The organism is Proteus sp. STS61-E (genome assembly GCF_040932335.1).
Classification (GTDB): Bacteria; Pseudomonadota; Gammaproteobacteria; order Enterobacterales; family Enterobacteriaceae; genus Proteus; species Proteus mirabilis_B.
Window position 1 is genome coordinate 1,038,939 of the sequence record NZ_JBFQGE010000001.1, and the last position, 17,674, is coordinate 1,056,612.

General features: G+C 37.4%; 19 protein-coding genes. 11 read left to right on the plus strand and 8 right to left on the minus strand.

Translation table 11 applies throughout. The annotated features are described in order from the left end of the window. Nucleotides 1–29: 29 nt before the first annotated feature. Genes pspC through pspA form a run of 3 tightly spaced genes read right to left on the minus strand, consistent with a single transcriptional unit; the run spans nucleotide 30 to nucleotide 1,321 of the window. Complete coding sequence (pspC, locus tag AB4J89_RS04880; protein ID WP_088495734.1) at nucleotides 30–386, minus strand: envelope stress response membrane protein PspC; 357 nt, start codon at nucleotides 384–386, stop codon at nucleotides 30–32. Further along, nucleotides 386–616, minus strand: a complete 231-nt coding sequence (gene pspB, locus AB4J89_RS04885) for an envelope stress response membrane protein PspB (RefSeq protein WP_069369279.1) — start codon at nucleotides 614–616, stop codon at nucleotides 386–388. The genes pspC and pspB overlap by 1 nt, the downstream gene beginning before the upstream one ends. 36 nt (nucleotides 617–652) lie before the next feature. After that, nucleotides 653–1,321, minus strand: a complete 669-nt coding sequence (gene pspA / locus AB4J89_RS04890; RefSeq protein WP_072062534.1) for a phage shock protein PspA — start codon at nucleotides 1,319–1,321, stop codon at nucleotides 653–655. Between the two features lie 214 nt (nucleotides 1,322–1,535). Between pspA and pspF the strand changes: the two genes are divergently transcribed. The 10 genes from pspF (at nucleotide 1,536) to AB4J89_RS04940 (ending at nucleotide 11,554) form a co-directional block, all read left to right on the plus strand. Next, the gene (gene pspF, locus AB4J89_RS04895; protein ID WP_088495735.1) at nucleotides 1,536–2,531 is read left to right on the plus strand and encodes a phage shock protein operon transcriptional activator; all 996 of its coding nucleotides are present in this window, start codon (nucleotides 1,536–1,538) and stop codon (nucleotides 2,529–2,531) included. Between the two features lie 292 nt (nucleotides 2,532–2,823). Further along, nucleotides 2,824–4,509, plus strand: a complete 1,686-nt coding sequence (gene sapA / locus AB4J89_RS04900; RefSeq protein ID WP_368468319.1) for an ABC transporter substrate-binding protein SapA — start codon at nucleotides 2,824–2,826, stop codon at nucleotides 4,507–4,509. A 3-nt stretch (nucleotides 4,510–4,512) separates the two neighbouring features. Further along, nucleotides 4,513–5,478: a putrescine export ABC transporter permease SapB gene (gene sapB / locus AB4J89_RS04905; protein WP_088496042.1), complete on the plus strand. Its 966-nt coding sequence runs from the start codon at nucleotides 4,513–4,515 to the stop codon at nucleotides 5,476–5,478. Continuing rightward, nucleotides 5,465–6,358, plus strand: coding sequence for a putrescine export ABC transporter permease SapC (gene sapC / locus AB4J89_RS04910; protein ID WP_088495737.1), 894 nt, complete (start codon nucleotides 5,465–5,467; stop codon nucleotides 6,356–6,358). The genes sapB and sapC overlap by 14 nt, the downstream gene beginning before the upstream one ends. Beyond that, nucleotides 6,358–7,359 carry a putrescine export ABC transporter ATP-binding protein SapD gene (sapD, locus tag AB4J89_RS04915; RefSeq protein WP_088495738.1) on the plus strand — a complete coding sequence of 334 codons (1,002 nt, stop codon included), beginning with the start codon at nucleotides 6,358–6,360 and terminating at the stop codon, nucleotides 7,357–7,359. The genes sapC and sapD overlap by 1 nt, the downstream gene beginning before the upstream one ends. Beyond that, entirely contained in the window at nucleotides 7,349–8,158 is an 810-nt protein-coding gene (sapF, locus tag AB4J89_RS04920; protein WP_023582326.1) for a putrescine export ABC transporter ATP-binding protein SapF, read from the plus strand. The genes sapD and sapF overlap by 11 nt, the downstream gene beginning before the upstream one ends. A gap of 207 nt (nucleotides 8,159–8,365) precedes the next feature. Then, nucleotides 8,366–9,154, plus strand: a complete 789-nt coding sequence (gene fabI, locus AB4J89_RS04925) for an enoyl-ACP reductase FabI (RefSeq protein ID WP_088495739.1) — start codon at nucleotides 8,366–8,368, stop codon at nucleotides 9,152–9,154. Nucleotides 9,155–9,398: 244 nt separating this feature from the next. Continuing rightward, nucleotides 9,399–10,103, plus strand: a complete 705-nt coding sequence (locus AB4J89_RS04930) for a DUF3592 domain-containing protein (RefSeq protein WP_311754742.1) — start codon at nucleotides 9,399–9,401, stop codon at nucleotides 10,101–10,103. A 212-nt stretch (nucleotides 10,104–10,315) separates the two neighbouring features. Next, nucleotides 10,316–10,927 (plus strand): glutathione transferase GstA, encoded by a 612-nt coding sequence (gene gstA / locus AB4J89_RS04935; RefSeq protein ID WP_368468323.1) that lies wholly within the window; start codon nucleotides 10,316–10,318, stop codon nucleotides 10,925–10,927. A gap of 165 nt (nucleotides 10,928–11,092) precedes the next feature. Further along, complete coding sequence (locus AB4J89_RS04940) at nucleotides 11,093–11,554, plus strand: hypothetical protein (protein ID WP_368468325.1); 462 nt, start codon at nucleotides 11,093–11,095, stop codon at nucleotides 11,552–11,554. 39 nt (nucleotides 11,555–11,593) lie between these two features. Here AB4J89_RS04940 and pdxY read toward each other — a convergent pair whose 3' ends face one another. The 4 genes from pdxY to anmK all read right to left on the minus strand — a co-directional run bounded on the left by pdxY (nucleotide 11,594) and on the right by anmK (nucleotide 15,802). Continuing rightward, complete coding sequence (gene pdxY / locus AB4J89_RS04945; protein WP_088495743.1) at nucleotides 11,594–12,463, minus strand: pyridoxal kinase PdxY; 870 nt, start codon at nucleotides 12,461–12,463, stop codon at nucleotides 11,594–11,596. Between the two features lie 122 nt (nucleotides 12,464–12,585). Continuing rightward, nucleotides 12,586–13,860 carry a tyrosine--tRNA ligase gene (tyrS, locus tag AB4J89_RS04950; RefSeq protein ID WP_036913193.1) on the minus strand — a complete coding sequence of 425 codons (1,275 nt, stop codon included), beginning with the start codon at nucleotides 13,858–13,860 and terminating at the stop codon, nucleotides 12,586–12,588. 132 nt (nucleotides 13,861–13,992) lie between these two features. Continuing rightward, on the minus strand, nucleotides 13,993–14,646 hold the full coding sequence (gene pdxH / locus AB4J89_RS04955) for a pyridoxamine 5'-phosphate oxidase (protein ID WP_069369294.1): 654 nt from the start codon (nucleotides 14,644–14,646) through the stop codon (nucleotides 13,993–13,995). 43 nt (nucleotides 14,647–14,689) lie between these two features. After that, nucleotides 14,690–15,802 (minus strand): anhydro-N-acetylmuramic acid kinase, encoded by a 1,113-nt coding sequence (anmK, locus tag AB4J89_RS04960; RefSeq protein ID WP_088495744.1) that lies wholly within the window; start codon nucleotides 15,800–15,802, stop codon nucleotides 14,690–14,692. A gap of 221 nt (nucleotides 15,803–16,023) precedes the next feature. Between anmK and AB4J89_RS04965 the strand changes: the two genes are divergently transcribed. Then, entirely contained in the window at nucleotides 16,024–16,491 is a 468-nt protein-coding gene (locus AB4J89_RS04965; RefSeq protein ID WP_075672187.1) for a glycine zipper 2TM domain-containing protein, read from the plus strand. Nucleotides 16,492–16,809: 318 nt separating this feature from the next. On the opposite strand, the gene slyA is transcribed toward AB4J89_RS04965, so the two are convergent. After that, nucleotides 16,810–17,238, minus strand: a complete 429-nt coding sequence (slyA, locus tag AB4J89_RS04970; RefSeq protein WP_075674400.1) for a transcriptional regulator SlyA — start codon at nucleotides 17,236–17,238, stop codon at nucleotides 16,810–16,812. Between the last annotated feature and the right edge of the window lie 436 nt (nucleotides 17,239–17,674).

Below are 17,674 nucleotides of genomic sequence, written 5' to 3' on the forward strand. Positions count from 1 at the left end.
GCGTCTTATCAGATTAAATGGCAAAAATATTACAAATCTCGAAAGCGTTTATTTAACTGATAAGTAGAAGAGGTAATATAACGTTCCATTTGTTGTAAACGTTTTTCACCTTGCATCAATTGATTATCTACTCCGCTTAGAATTTCTTTTAAGCTCTCTTGCTGATCTTCACCTTGCAGGTAATTAGCAGGAGCAGGCTCCATAAAGAAACTTAAGACAAGATAAGCAATAATAGTTAAACCAAAAAAGCCAGCAAACAGCGCAATCACCGCAATAACCCTGACAAGTAAAACAGGAATATTAAAATAATGGGCTAGGCCTGCGCATACGCCACGGATCACGCCCTCTTGTGGCAAGCGATACAATTGTTTGCTCTGCATCGTCATTATGATTGCCTCCAGTTAGGATGTTCTGCATCAAGTATTTGTTCTAATGTCTTAATGCGCTCCTGCATTTGCTGAGCCTTATCCACCAGCGCGCTCAGTCGCTGCATTTCTTGTTGGGTTAGCTGAACATTGCCTCCACCTTTCTGACTGTTGTAATGCAACCACAGCCAAATAGGGAGAATAAACAAAATAAAAATGGTCAGTGGTATTCCCAGAAATATATAGCCCATTACATATCCTTTATAAGATGGTTATTACGCTTGCTGTTACTCTTTATTGATATTGATTTTAGCTTTTAATGCCGCTAATTGCGCGCTAATTTCGTCATCAGCTTTTAATTCAGCAAACTGTTGGTCTAATGATTTCTCTTTACCTAACCCGTAACTTTGAGCTTCACCTTCCATATGATCAATACGGCGTTCAAACTGCTCAAAACGCGCCATTGCTGCATCCATTTTGCCACTGTCTAATTGACGGCGAACTTGGCGAGATGAGTTTGCTGCTTGATGACGCACAACTAAAGACTGCTGTTTTGCGCGTGTTTCAGTCAGTTTGTTTTCTAACTCGCTAATTTCACCTTTTAAACGAGTTAGCGTTTCATCAATAATAATTAGTTCGTGTTTCAATGTGTCATTAACTGATGCTACACGCTGTTTTTCGATTAATGCCGCACGAGCTAAATCTTCTTTTTCCTTAATAAGAGCCAGCTCTGCTTTATCCTGCCAATCTTTCATCTGTTTTTCAGCTTGTTCGATACGGCGTTCTAATCCTTTCTTTTCAGCTAAAGTACGTGCTGAAGTTGTACGGATCTCAACTAACATATCTTCCATTTCTTGGATCATTAAGCGGATCATTTTTTCAGGATCTTCCGCTTTATCTAATAAAGAAGCGATATTGGCATTAATAATGTCAGCAAAACGTGAAAATATACCCATGATGTTATCCTTAATAGCTATGCTAATTAGTGACGTAAAGTTATTTCAATAATGGCGTACTGTCGTAACGCCGGCATACTTTAGTTAATACAATTTGCGTGCCAACTTTTAGAATTCACTTAACCTATTAATAATTGGTGATTTATATTGTTCGCCTATTTTTCGAACACCTGATAAACTGGCAAAAAATACCTCAATATGGTGAGTTTAACCAATGAATGAGAATTTAGAGACAATAATCGGCATTGATAGTCAATTTATTGATGTATTAGAACAAACCTCAGCGCTTGCTCAATTAAAAAAGCCTGTATTAATTATTGGTGAAAGAGGTACAGGTAAAGAGTTGATCGCTCATCGATTACACTACCTTGCTCCTTGGTGGCAAGGGCCTTTTATTTCAATCAACTGCTCTGCACTTAATGATAATTTACTTGATTCTGAACTGTTTGGTCATGAAGCAGGTGCTTTTACGGGCGCTAAAAATCGTCATCAAGGGCGCTTTGAACGTGCCGATGGAGGTTCTCTTTTTCTTGATGAACTGGCGACCGCACCCATGCTTGTACAAGAAAAGCTCTTGCGCGTTATTGAGTATGGTCATTTAGAGCGTGTTGGAGGCAGTCAATCTCTACATGTTGATGTGAGGCTTATTTGCGCGACAAATGCCGATTTACCCGCAATGGCGGAAGAAGGTAAATTTCGTGCAGATTTACTTGATAGGTTAGCGTTTGATGTGATTAGGCTTCCACCATTAAGAGAACGACGTGCCGATATTATGTTGCTTGCTGAAAATTTCGCTATCTCAATGTGCCAAGAGTTAGGTTTACCCTTCTTTCCTGGTTTTAGTGATAGTGCGCGCCAAGTGCTTTTAGATTATTCGTGGCCCGGTAATATTCGTGAGCTAAAAAATGTTGTTGAGCGCTCAGTTTATCGTCATGGAACCAGTGATAGTGTACTTAATAATATTATTATTGATCCCTTTGCTGGCCTTCAAACACCCAAAACGCCCATATTAAAAAAATCATCTAAAGAAAATTTTTCAATGCCTACATTACCGTTGGATTTACGCCAATGGCAAAATGATGTAGAAAAAAAATTAGTTAATGATGCATTAAAAGAGAGTTTATATAACCAGAAAGAGGCGGCTGAAAAATTATCACTAAGCTACGATCAATTTAGAGGGCTAATTAAAAAACATCAAATAATAACTTAATATATTGATAAATTTAGTTTTTTAATCGCTAGAGAATTTTGTAAACAATAGACAAAAAAAAAGCCAGCACCCGAGCTGGCTAGTAAAAAAATACTGGAAGCAATGTGAGCAATGTCGTGCCCTCTGCGGAAAACCTCTTACCGCCGAAGGACAATACGGATGATAATCTTTATCATTAGCATTTGTAAAGCATTTTATTGAGAATTTTTCTCACTTTGTTTTTTTGACTATTTGGGGATAGAAAGTTTTTTAAGTTACAATAGCAAAATCGTTTCTCTAAAAGACATTATTTATGCGCCCTATTTTATTTATTGGTACTTTGCTACTTACCTTTACAAGTGCAACTTGTATCGCGGATGTAGCACCCAAAACACAAGCGCCATCTGTAACGCTTGAGCCAACTCCAATTAATCAAAATGGCTTTGTTTATTGTGTTGATGGCAGTGTAAATACCTTTAATCCACAATTATCAAGTAGTGGATTAATTATTGATCCTCTGGCTGCACAGCTTTATGACCGTCTTTTAGATGTTGACCCTTACACTTATCGCTTGATCCCTGAAATCGCAGCTCGATGGGAAACATTAGATAATGGCGCAACCTACCGCTTTTATTTACGTAAAAATGTCTCTTTTCAACAAACATCTTGGTTTACACCCACACGAAAACTTACCGCGGATGATGTTATTTTCAGTTTTGAAAGGATGATTAATCCACAAAATCCTTTCAATCAAGTTAATGGCGGTAAATATCCCTATTTTGACAGCTTAAGTTTTGCCAATAATATCCAATCGATAAAAAGACTAGGCCAATACACAGTCGAATTTAGCTTAAAAGAGCCTGACGCCTCTTTTCTATGGCATTTAGCAACACATTACGCCCCTATTCTTTCTGCTGAATACGCACAGAATTTAGAAAAATCAGGCGATCAAACACTACTTGATTGGAAACCAGTAGGAACAGGCCCTTTCTTTCTAGATGAATATCAACCGGGGCAATTCGTTCGTTTATTTAGAAATAAAGATTACTGGAAAGGCCAACCAAAGATGCAACAGGTTGTTATTGATATGGGTGCAGGTGGTACGGGTCGTATATCTAAATTACTCACTGGTGAATGCGATGTTCTAGCCTATCCGGCAGCAAGCCAATTAAAAGTCTTACGTGACGATCCGCGACTAAGATTAACCTTACGTTCTGGTATGAATATCGCTTATTTAGCCTTTAACACCAGTAAACCACCACTCAATGATCTTAAAGTTCGTCAAGCTATTGCTTATGCCATTAATAATGAACGTTTAATGGAATCTATTTATTATGGTACAGCTGAAACAGCGGCATCCGTGCTTCCTCGCGCATCTTGGGCTTATGATAATCGAGCAAAAATTACAGAGTATAATCCTGAGAAATCAAAACAAATTCTTAAAGAGCTAGGGCTTGATGGACTGAAATTAAATCTCTGGGTACCTAGCGCTTCACAATCTTATAACCCAAGTCCATTAAAGATGGCTGAACTTATTCAAGCAGACTTAGCGCAAGTCGGCATTCAAATGAATATTCGGCCTATTGAAGGTCGATATCAAGAAACGAGTATGATGGATCGCACCCATGATATGACCCTATCTGGTTGGTCAACTGACAGTAACGATCCCGATAGTTTTTTCCGTCCTCTTTTTAGCTGTGCGGCAATTGGCTCACAAACTAACTTGAGTCATTGGTGTTTACCTAGTTTTGATGATATTTTAAAAAAAGCGCTTTATAGTCAGCAACTTGCTTCAAGAATGGATTATTATCATGAAGTTCAGGATGTTCTTGCTCAAGAGTTACCTGTGTTACCTTTAGCTAACTCTTTACGTATGCAAGCATATCGTTATGATATTAAAGGGTTGGTATTAAGTACCTTTGGTAATGCGTCTTTTGCTGGTGTTTATCGAGAGGCAGAAGTAGACGAACAAAATCACAAGAAAGAGGCTATAAAATAATCCATGATTATTTATTCAATACGTCGATTACTTTTATTACTTGTGACACTGTTCTTTTTGTCGCTAGTGAGCTTTAGCCTAAGCTATTACACGCCCAATGCCCCGTTAAGTGGTGCATCACTCACTGACGCCTACTTTTTTTATGCCCATAATATGATCCACTTTGATTTTGGTATTTCCTCTATCAATGGTGAGCCCATCAAAGCACAATTAGTGGAAGCACTTCCAGCGACCATGGAGCTTTGTACATTAGCCTTTCTTTTTGCCCTTATTGTAGGTATTCCTGCTGGTATTATTGCGGGGGTTTGGCGTAATAAATCCGCTGATATTATTATCAGTAACTTCGCACTCTTAGGTTTTTCTGTCCCTGTATTTGGACTTGCATTGCTGTTAACTCTTTTCTTCTCATTAAAATTAGGTTGGCTGCCTGTTTCAGGTCGTATTGATTTGCTTTATAACTTGCAACCTATTACTGGTATTGCATTAGTGGATGCATGGTTATCTGATTCACCTTATCGCCAACAAATGATCATTAACGTATTACAACATCTAATTTTACCCGTAATAACTCTGGCTATTGCACCAACCACTGAAGTTATTCGATTAATGCGAAACAGTACGGAAGAAATTATGTCAGAGAACTACGTGAAGGCAGCCGCAACTCGAGGTCTCTCACGTTTTACAATTATTCGTCGTCATATTCTTCATAATGCTTTACCCCCTATCATCCCTAAATTAGGCTTACAGTTTTCCACCATGCTTACACTCACTATGGTGACAGAAATTGTATTTAACTGGCCAGGACTAGGTCGTTGGTTAGTCACAGCTATCCGCCAACAGGATTACTCTGCTATTTCAGCTGGCGTAATGTTGGTGGGTTCAATGGTCATTATCGTCAACGTCTTATCCGATATTGTGGGCGCAATGAGCAACCCAATGAAACACAAGGTGGGATATGCCTTTAGATAGCCAATTTTATAAAGAGAAAAAAACACCCACACCTGCAGCGGTGATTTGGCAATGTTTTTCTAAAGACGTTATCTCAATGGTAGGGTTTTATGGCGTTCTTTTTCTCTTAGCGCTCAGTATTATAGGCCCTTATATTGCGCCTTATGCGCTCGACCAACAGTTTTTTGGTCATCAACTAACGCCACCGTCTTGGTATCAAAACGGCAATGTCTCCTATTTCTTTGGCACAGATGATTTAGGACGCGATGTATTTAGCCGAATTTTAATTGGTACAAGCATGACCTTTGGTGGTGCATTTATTGTCACTTTTGCAGCAACACTGATGGGGTTAATTATCGGCTGTTTTGCAGGCATGACCCACGGCTTAAAATCCGCCGTTCTTAATCATATATTAGACACTTTGTTATCAATTCCATCCCTACTGCTTGCTATTATTGTTGTGGCTTTTGTAGGAACAAGTCTTGGTCATGCCATGATAGCGATTTGGTTGGCGCTGTTACCTCGTTTAGTCAGAATGATTTACTCTGCTGTTAATGATGAATTAAACAAAGAGTATGTTATTGCTTCTCGACTTGATGGTGCATCAAACATTTCCATTTTATGGTACACCGTACTGCCTAATATCACGCCTGTATTGGTTTCTGAATTAACACGCGCATTCTCAATTGCTATTCTTGATATTACAGCATTAGGTTTTCTCAATTTAGGTGCTCAACTTCCTTCACCCGAATGGGGAGCGATGTTAGGTGATTCATTAGAGTTAATTTATGTAGCTCCTTGGACAGTTTTAATTCCGGGCGCCACGATTATGATAAGCGTTTTACTGGTGAACCTTTTAGGTGATGGTTTACAGCGTGCAATAAATGAGGGAGTTGAATAATGCCTTTATTAGATATACGCAATTTAACCATTGAATTTATGACACCCGATGGCCCAGTAAAAGCGGTAGATCGTGTTTCGATTACCTTAAATGAAGGTGAAGTGAGAGGCCTTGTTGGCGAATCAGGATCAGGTAAAAGTCTAATTGCAAAAGCGATTTGTGGCGTTACGAAAGATAATATCAGCGTAACAGCCGACCGCTTCCGTTTTGATGATATCGACTTACTTAAATTATCACCAAGAGCGCGACGTCGTGTCATTGGTCATAATGTCTCAATGATTTTCCAAGAGCCACAATCTTGTCTTGATCCTGCCACAAAAATTGAGCAACAACTTATACAGGCAATTCCCGGTTGGACTTTTAAAGGGCATTGGTGGCAACGCTTTCATTGGCGAAAACGCCGCGCAATTGAACTATTGCACCGTGTGGGTATTAAAGATCATAAAGACATTATGCGCAGTTACCCTTATGAATTAACGGAAGGTGAATGCCAAAAAGTGATGATTGCCATTGCTATTGCAAATCAACCCCGATTGCTGATTGCGGATGAACCCACTAATGCAATGGAGCCGGCAACACAAACCCAAATCTTTCGTTTACTGACTCGACTCAATCAAAATAACAATATGACCATCTTGTTGATTAGCCATGATTTGCAATGGATGAGCAAATTGGCGAATAAAATTACGGTTATGTATTGTGGGCAAACTGTCGAAACAGCATCCCCTGACGAGTTGTTAGTCACACCTTATCATCCTTATACTCAAGCGTTGATCCGTTCTATTCCTGACTTTACTAACTCATTGGCACATAAGAGTCGTTTAAATACATTACCCGGTGCAATTCCCTCACTTGAGCATTTACCCGTGGGTTGCCGTTTAGGGCCTCGTTGCCCTTATGCACAGCGACAATGTATTGAAGCACCTCGGTTACGTTTATTTAAAAACCATGCCGTGGCTTGTCATTTTCCATTAAATGTGGAGCCAACTGATGTTCGATAAACTACTTGAGGTGAAAAACCTATCAAAAACATTTCGCTATCGTACTGGATTATTTCGGCGTCAACAGTTGGAAGCCGTAAAACCTGTCAGTTTTACGCTAGAACCCAAACAAACTTTAGCCATTATTGGCGCTAATGGTTCAGGAAAATCTACACTCGCGAGAATGTTGTCAGGTGTGACTGAGCCTACGGGTGGTGATATTTTTATTAATGGACATCAACTCACTTTTGGTGATTACCCTTATCGTAGTCAGCGAATTAGAATGATATTTCAAGATCCCACTAACTCATTAAATCCGCGCCAACGTATCGGTCAAACATTAGAGATCCCTTTACGCCTAAATACAGACTTAAGTGCGATTGAGCGTGAGAAACGAATTTATCAAACATTACGCCAAGTCGGCCTCTTACCTGAACATGCTAACTATTATCCTCATATGTTTGCATCAGGTCAGCGCCAACGAATTGCGCTTGCACGAGCATTGATATTACAACCTCAAGTTATTATTGCCGATGAGGCAATAGCTTCACTGGATATGTCTTTACGCTCTCAAATTATAAACTTGATGTTAGAACTGCAAGAGACTCATGATATTGCCTATATTTATGTGACACAAAACTTAGGCATGACAAAACATATTAGCGATAAAATTATTGTGATGGATAATGGTGAAGTCGTTGAACGTGGCAATACAGCAGAAGTTCTTGCATCGCCATTACATGAAGTCACTCGAAGATTAGTCGCAAGTCACTTTGGTGAAGCCTTAACAGCAGAAGCTTGGCGTCAAGATTTAACTTAAGTGTAAACAATATAGGCATAATGTTGATTGCACATTATTTCACCCTTTTCCCTTAACTCCTCGGAGGTGCTAGGGAAATTAAACAAATTTACAAATGTCGTGGTAGAATCAGCCACGTTTATTAACAATAAGCGTGATAACCTAACAGATAAATAAAACTGTGAATGATGTTATTATCGCGATTTACGAAAAAACAAGGATACAGCTATGGGCTTTATGACCGGCAAACGCATTCTTATTACTGGTGTTGCTAGTAAATTATCAATTGCTTATGGTATTGCCAAAGCTATGCGTGACCAAGGTGCAGAACTTGCATTTACTTACCAAAATGAAAAACTGAAACCACGCGTTGAAGAATTTGCAGCATCATTAGACTCAAATATCGTATTAGAGTGTGATGTGTCAAAAGACGAAAGCATCGATACTATGTATGCAGAACTTGCAAAAGTTTGGCCAAAATATGATGGTTTTGTTCACTCTATCGGTTTTGCTCCTGCTGACCAATTAGATGGCGACTACGTTAATGCAGTAACTCGTGAAGGCTTTAAAATTGCTCACGACATCAGTGCATACAGCTTTGTTGCTATGGCGAAAGCAAGCCGTGCAATGCTAAATCCAAATTCAGCGCTGTTAACTCTAACTTATTTAGGTGCTGAACGTGCAATCCCTAACTATAACGTTATGGGTCTGGCTAAAGCTTCTTTAGAAGCTAACGTTCGTTATATGGCAAATGCTATGGGTCCTGAAGGTATTCGTGTTAACGGTATCTCTGCTGGGCCAATCCGTACATTAGCGGCATCTGGTATCAAAGATTTCCGTAAAATGTTAAGCCATTGCGAGTCAGTCACTCCTCTGCGTCGCACTGTAACAACCGAAGATGTAGGTAATACAGCAGCATTCTTATGTTCTGACTTATCTGGTGGTATTACAGGTGAAATCGTTCACGTAGATGGTGGTTTCAGCATCGCTGCAATGAATGAATTAGAACTGAAATAATTCAATTCTATAAATAATAGAAACCAGCCTCATTGTTAAGGCTGGTTTTTTTATGTTATTTCTACTTTTTTTTACTCTTAACTTCATTAAATATCGAGTTTTTATCTAATATCTCCCTTCTCCCTATCATTTTTAATAATGCTACGCTTTAGATAAATTTCACTTTTGTTTTTTAGTTTATTCCTATAATCTTTTCTTTATATTCTCGATAAAATAATCACATATTAATAAAAGGATTTAATGTATGAAGAAATTTAAATTTCTGTTTTATATTTTTGCTCTTATTGGTGCGATTATTTTTATTGTAGCTTTATTTGTTATTAAATCTGAAATAAATGTAGTAAGGAATGGAATAGAAACAACAGGCGTTGTTATTGACCAAAGTGTGAGTAAATCTTCTGATGGTGACTATTTTTATCACCCTATTATTCAGTTTAATACTGAAGATAATAGAGAAATAACGTTTCGTTCACCAGAAGGTGGTAGTCAGTCCCGCTTTTATCTTGGTGAAAAGATTAATGTTATTTATCTTCCAAATGATCCACAAAGAGCAACTATTAACAACTTTTTGGGCTTATATGGCGCGGGTACTATATTAAGTATTTTTGGATTAGTATTTGCATCAACTGGGCTTATCCCTTTGTATTTTATCAAAAGAAGAGCCACAAGGGATCAACGATTAAAACGTGATGGAATGCCTATTAATGTAAAGATATCTGAAATTATTATTAACAGTAATATCAGTTTTAATCATCGATCTCCCTATCAAATTATCGCTGATTATCACGATACACTAAACAATCGATTAATTCGTTATAAGAGCAGTTATATCTTCTTTGATCCCACACCTTATATTAATAGAGAGCTGGTTACAGTCTACGTTGATAAAAAGAACCCCAAAATTTATTACCTTGATATTTCATTCTTACCTTCATTTGAAGAGTTATAATTAAATGCTCCTTATATGTTATAAATATAAGGAGTATTTATTTCGTATATTTTCATCAATTAACAGCCTTGTTCACAGATTTACAAAAGCCTTTTTTATTCGCATCATTTGAGTTTGCTAATTTCTTAGAACCTTTTATCATCTTATATTAGTGAAGATATTCTGATATCTGTAAGTTAATTCACCACCTTATTGATAGGGAGCTATTCAACATGAAATTGTACTACACGCCAGGTAGTTGCTCGCTTTCCCCTCATATCGTTTTACGTGAAACAGGTTTAGATTTTTCAATAGAGCGCATCGATTTGCGCGCTAAAAAAACAGAATCGGGGAAAGATTTTCTAACCATCAATCCAAAAGGCCAAGTCCCTGTCCTTCAATTAGATAATGGTGATATTTTGACTGAAGGTGTTGCAATTGTTCAATACCTTGCAGACTTAAAACCGGATAGAAATTTAATTGCACCACCAAAATCACTAGAACGTTACCATCAAATTGAGTGGTTAAACTTTCTCGCGAGTGAAGTGCATAAAGGCTATGGCCCACTATTTTCACCAGATACACCTGAAAGCTATGTACCTGTCGTTAAAACTAAATTAAAAAGTAAATTTGCTTATATTAATGATGTATTGAGCAAACAAAAATGTGCATGTGGTGAGCATTTTACGGTTATTGATGCCTATTTATTTACATTAAGCCAAAGGGCACCGCATGTTGGTTTAGATTTAACTGATTTAACACATCTACAAGATTACTTAAAACGTATTGCACAACGTCCTAATGTGCATAGCGCACTGGTCACTGAAGGATTAATTAAAGAGTAATCTTTGATCCTTTTAAATTTAAATAGCTCAAGTAAAATCAATTTACTTGGGCTATTCTTTTTTAAACACACAGGCAATAAATGTGGTTATCTAAAGTAATGCCCTTTCATATCTATACTTAAAAGTACTCAGGGAAATTACGTTACTAGAATAATAGGATATAACATGATCCAAATTTCAACTTATTTAAAAATAGAAGATAATTTTATTAATATCGATAATTATAATAGTTTATTAAAAAATACTTTCTATATTGAAGGTGCCATAGAATTATCTATTTATAATATCAAAATAATCGATATAGGCATGTGGGACTGTGTTGACCAATTATGGAGCTATCTAGTTGAAGGTTTAGTTAAAATAAATGAAAACCAAGAATTTAAAACAAATTTTCCTGACCAACCTATTGAAATAAAATTTCAGCCTATCAATGACAATGTGCTTATTACTATCACTGCTAACGAACCCCAAAAAGCTTTTATTAAAAAAGATCTGCTAATAAAAACAATGGCACAGCATGCACAAGAATTCTTTAATAAGTTGGTAACGTTTAAAGGCATTGTGCTTAATGATTATGCTATTGATTTCAAAAATATAGAAAACATACTAAAAAACGGAAACTATTAAGTCTCCGTTCTTATTTGAATTAAATGTGTTTTATTGCAATTAATCTATCTGTGTTGCACAGAATCTATGCGTTGGATGCACCATTTGATCTTGAGCAGCAACGAGTTGCAATTCGTACTCATTCATCTCTTTCGTTTTTAGCATCACTTCATAAACTGCCGCAGCGACGTGTTCTAATGCGGTTTGTAATTCAACACCTTTGAGTAAATCCACCAGCATTAAACCACTTGTTAAATCACCGACACCCACAGGCTGACGCTCACCAAAATCGACTAATGGACGACTAACATGCCAGCTATGTTCTGCGGTTACTAACAGCATTTCAAAGCGGTCATGACGATATCCAGCACGTGACAAGTGTTTTACTAATACAACCTTAGGACCTTGTTTACACAATTCACGGGCAGCATTTACACACTCATCAACATTATGAAGAGCTTTGCCACCACTTAATGTTTCAAGTTCTAATAAATTAGGCGCAATGATATCACTGATAGGTAATGCTTCTTCACATAGCACACCTGAAACAGCAGGAGGAACAATACACCCTTTTTCAGGATGTCCCATTACAGGATCACAAAAATACCATGCATTAGGATTTGCTTGTTTTACTTTTTTAACGATATCAACAATACGCAAACCTTGTTCAGCCGATCCTAAATAACCACTTAGTACTGCATCACATTGTGAGAGTTTACCGATTGCGGCAATACCATCAACAATCTCAGTAATATGCTCTGCTGACATCACACAGCCTGTCCATTTTTCTGGATATTGCGTGTGGTTTGAAAATTGCACTGTATTTAGAGGCCAAACATTCACCCCCATACGACGCATTGGAAACTCAGAGGCACTGTTACCTGCATGACCGAAAACAACATGTGACTGAATAGAGAGTATATTTTTCATGACATAAACCGATTATTGTGAATACACACAACACCCAAGCTTTATCATCATAGGCGAGGTATATACGTTTATTTATTGTTATTAAGAAAAAGGGCAACTCACCGGCTGCCCTTTACTGTCAATTATTTCCAGATAACGAGGCAGTAATGTTTTTTACCGCGACGTAAAATGGAGTAATGACCAAATAAGAAATCTTTTTCTTCAAAGACGTATTCAGGATTATCTTGTTTTTCGCCATTAATTGAAACTGCGTTAGAGCCAATCATTGTACGAGCCTGACCACGAGAAGGAACTAATTCTGCGTTAACCAGTGCTTGTTGCAAATCACTGCCTTTTTCTAACTCAATTGTTGGCATACCGTCTTGTGCTAATTGTTCAAGGTCAGCTTGTGTTAAGTCTGCAATTGCACCAGAGAATAAGCTTTCTGTAATACGTTTAGCGGCGATTAAACCCTCTTCACCATGAACTAAACCCGTAACGAGTTCTGCTAATACACGTTGAGCACGAGGCGCTTGACCGCTGTTTTTATCTTCTTCTTCAAGTGCATTAATTTCTTCAATGCTCATAAATGTGAAGAATTTCAAGAAGCGATAAACGTCAGCATCTGCCGTATTGATCCAGAACTGGTAGAATTTGTATGGGCTGGTTTTCTTAGGATCTAACCAAACCGCACCGCCTTCTGTCTTACCGAATTTAGTTCCATCAGATTTAGTAATTAATGGTACGGTCATACCAAATACTTGTTTCTGATTGAAACGACGGGTTAAATCGATACCTGAAGTGATATTACCCCACTGATCAGAGCCACCGATTTGTAATTCAACACCTAAATGTGTATTTAATGACGCAAAGTCATAAGCTTGTAATAGGTTATAGGCGAATTCAGTAAAAGAGATCCCCACATCATCACGGTTTAAACGTTGTTTAACCGCTTCTTTGTTGATCATTTGGTTCACAGAGAAGTGTTTACCGATATCACGCAGGAATGTCAGCACATCCATTTGACCAAACCAGTCATAGTTGTTTGCTAATTCCGCACTGTTTTCACCACTGTTGAAATCTAAGAAAGGTGACACTTGTTTACGAATTTTTTCTACCCATTCGTGAACAGTATCTTGGGTATTCAGTTTGCGCTCGGTGGCTTTAAAACTAGGATCACCAATTAGACCCGTTGCACCACCCACCAACGCCACAGGCTTATGCCCGGCTAGTTGGAATCGTTTTAAACACAGCAAAGGAACCAAATGCCCCAAGTGCAGGCTATCAGCGGTAGGATCGAAGCCACAATAGAGAGCGATAGGACCTTGCTCCAAACGCTCTACTAAAGCTGCCTCATCCGTGACCTGAGCGATTAGCCCACGCTCCTGCAATTGTGTGATTAGGTTCTTGCTAGACATCAATGACTCCATCGGTTTATTGTTTTTTGTCTATTTAAAATATAAGTGAAACATAAGTGGTATAGCATAAAGCGCCACTACATTAAGTACCAGTAGAAAAAGACTTTTTGAGGCAAATTTATTAACACACTATTAAGGTGCTAATCGCTCAATGTCCCATCCTTGTGGTGATTTTTGGTAGATAAAGCGATCGTGCAGACGATTTTCTCGTCCTTGCCAAAATTCAACAGAATCAAATGTCACACGATATCCACCCCAGAAACTCGGTAATGGCACTTCTCCATTTTGGAATTTCTGTTTTAATTCCAAAAACTTACTTTCTAACACGCCTCTTGCGGAAATGCGAGAAGACTGTTGAGAAGCCCAAGCCGCAATTTGACTATCTTTAGGGCGGCTATGGAAATATTTAATCACTTCAATAGGAGAAAGTTTTTCTGCTTTCCCTAAAAAGCAAACTTGTCTTTCTAAGGGATACCAAGGAAATAATAAACTGACTCGTTGATTGTGCTCTAAATGACTCGCCTTGCGACTGCCCAAGTTGGTGTAAAAGACTAAACCATGTTCATCGAAGTGTTTTAATAACACGATACGTTGGTAAGGTTGCCCATTTTCATCAACTGTTGCGACACACATTGCAGTAGGATCACTCAAACGCGCTTCACAAGCCTGTTTTAGCCACTTTTCAAACAAAACTAATGGCTGTTCAGTTAATTCATGACGTCGTAGTCCACCGTTCATATATTCACGGCGCAAATCAGCAACATCAATAAAATCAAGTTCTGTCATTTTTCACTCTCTCTTTTGAGAAACTGCGTTCAGCATATCACGCTTAACGAGGATTTGTAGGGTAAATCGCCCCTAAAACGGTTTCTCTTGATGCCCCTGTTACAGAAGGCAAATTCCCTGATTCATTTGCAATAGTACGCGCAGCTAACCAAGCAAATGCCAACGCTTCCATATCATCGCCACTTAAACCATATTTATCCGTTGTCGTGACTTCTGTGCCCGGTAATAGTGAAGCTAAACGATGCATAATTTGCCCATTTCGTGCCCCACCACCACAAACGAGTAAACGTTCACATCCACCGTTTAGTTGGATCTGTTGCACAATACTTATCGCGGTTAATTCAACTAGAGTTGCTTGTACATCTTCAGGAAAAACATTAGGTACTCTTGCTAAATGGTAATTTAACCATTGTGTATTGAAATATTCTCGCCCTGTACTTTTAGGTGCTGAACGTGAAAAATAAGTATCCGAAAGCATATCTTTCAATAGAGTTGGATTTACAGTGCCAGTAGCAGCCCATTTACCATTATCATCATAAGGTGTTTGGTTATGGACCCAATTCCAACTATCTAATAGCATATTTCCAGGGCCTGTATCGTAGCCTTTAACTGCAACACCAGGTAATAACAATGAAATATTGGCGATACCCCCAATATTTAAAATAATACGTTTTTCAACAGAATGCCCTAATACAGCAAGATGAAAAGCAGGTACTAAAGGTGCACCTTGTCCGCCGTAAGCAATATCTCTGCGACGAAAATCACCAACCGTCGTAATTCCTGTTAAGGCAGCAACACGGTTATTGTCACCAATTTGCATAGTAAATGGCATATCACTTTCTGGCTCATGCCAAACGGTTTGTCCATGACACCCTATCGCCGTAATATCACTCGCACTAAGTTTTACTTTTGCGAGTAACTCTATAATTGCTTGTGCATAAAGTTCACCCAATTGCGCATCTAATAGGCCGATTTCATGCAAGGTAGTAGATTGCCCTTGGCAAATAGCTAAAATTCGTTGGCGTAGATTTTGTGGATAAGGCAGAAAGTGATTTTCTTGTTGTGCAACGAACTTATTATTGATTGCAGCTAATACAACATCAACACCATCTAAGCTTGTGCCAGACATCACGCCAATGTACCGCCCTGCTATCATGTTCTTTTCCTTATAATCAAGATGATGCAAATTTTTAACATATAATGTTATATTCTCTTTTTTCAGAAATCTCTTCTGTTTTTACTATCGGCCTTTACTATATAGTAAGCTATATATTATTAAAATCAGTGTCGACATATGCAAAAAACGAGCTATAACTGATACTAGATAACATTGGTATAATCTGGGCAATTCACCTCAGGTTTTCTTTAGGAGTAACTATGTTTAAGCATTTACTTATTGGTCTTTTTACAATGACTGTACTTACTGGTTGTGTGAATACAAATTCACTATCCGGTGACACTTACACCGCAAGCCAAGCAAAACAAGCTCAAAATATTACTTATGGTACAGTGGTTTCTGTGCGCGCAGTGAATATTCAAGCAGGTAGCGATGAGAATATTTTAGGTGCGATTGGTGGTGCCGTTCTCGGCGGTATGTTAGGTAACACAGTAGGTGGTGGTACAGGCCGTAACCTTGCAACAGCTGCTGGTGCAATTGCTGGTGGTATGGCAGGACAACAAGCACAAGGCGCATTAAACACCACTAAGGGTGTTCAAATTGAAGTTCGTTTAGATAGTGGTAGAACTGTCGCTATCGTTCAAAAAGCAGATAATACTGTTTATAGTCAAGGTCAACGTGTTGCCGTTATCGGTAACGGAAATAACTTAACTGTTTCTCCTCGCTAATAATTAGCAATTAGCAACAAAAAACAGGCAACACTAAAGTTGCCTGTTTTATTTTATGGCTCAATAATAAGTAACTTTAAGAGAGAGCAAATATATAATCTAGCTATTACAATTCAAACTATATAATGATTACTTTATATACGCGTCATATTTCAAGTTTCAGTGTTGTTGACATAGCTTACTCACACCAGTTATATGTTTTATATTTTCCAGTGACTCATTCACTTGTTATCTAGCTGAGTACTGAATTATTTAGAGTATAGTTATCACCATATAATTTATATCATTTAAATAGAATATATATTAAATTTGAAATTATTAGTCATTTAGCCTATTTATATTTTTTTCTAATTTTTTGATTGTACCTATTAACCTTTCGATTTCTTCTAGTTGGATACCACCTAATATTTCTCGTCTCGTTTTTTCTATAACGGTATAAACCTCATTAATAAAAGGCTCAGATTCTTTTGTTAATTTTATACGTTTTGCTCTGCGATCATTTGCACATGTATGCCGACAAATCAGTTTTTTTTCTTCCAGTTGATCTAAGGTTCTCACTAAAGACGGTTGCTCGATTCCTATTGCTTTTGCCAATTGGATTTGTGACTGCTCTGGAGGTAATTGGCTGATATTATACAAAGTAACCCAATGGGTTTGGGTTAATTTTAATGGTTTGAGACGATGATCAATTAAAGCACGCCATAATCGAACTAAACGCGCTAAATCAGCTCCTAATGTTGATTCCACTTATCTCTCCTTAATTAGCATTTTCAGTCAACTTATTACAAAGTTTAGATATTCATTTTTAATACAATATTTACCTATTCTTTTTAATTAAAACATTACCTTTAATAACTAATATAGTTATAATCCTATTTATTAGATAAGTAATTATTTTCCAGATATAATTAAACCATTTCTTTCTAGCAACGAAAGTCCATAAAGAATAACCTTGTTATAAAAACTAATCTATATTTTTTTACATAATAATTATTATTATTTTAAACCCAACACTAAAAAACAAAAAAATAGCAATATTATCAATCAGTTAAAAAACAAATAACCAGAATAATACTTTAAAGTTATAACTTTATATTAATAAAGAAAAAATAATAAACCACATAACTACAATAAATAACAATAATGAATTAAAAAGATAGTTAATTATTATTTTAATATTAAA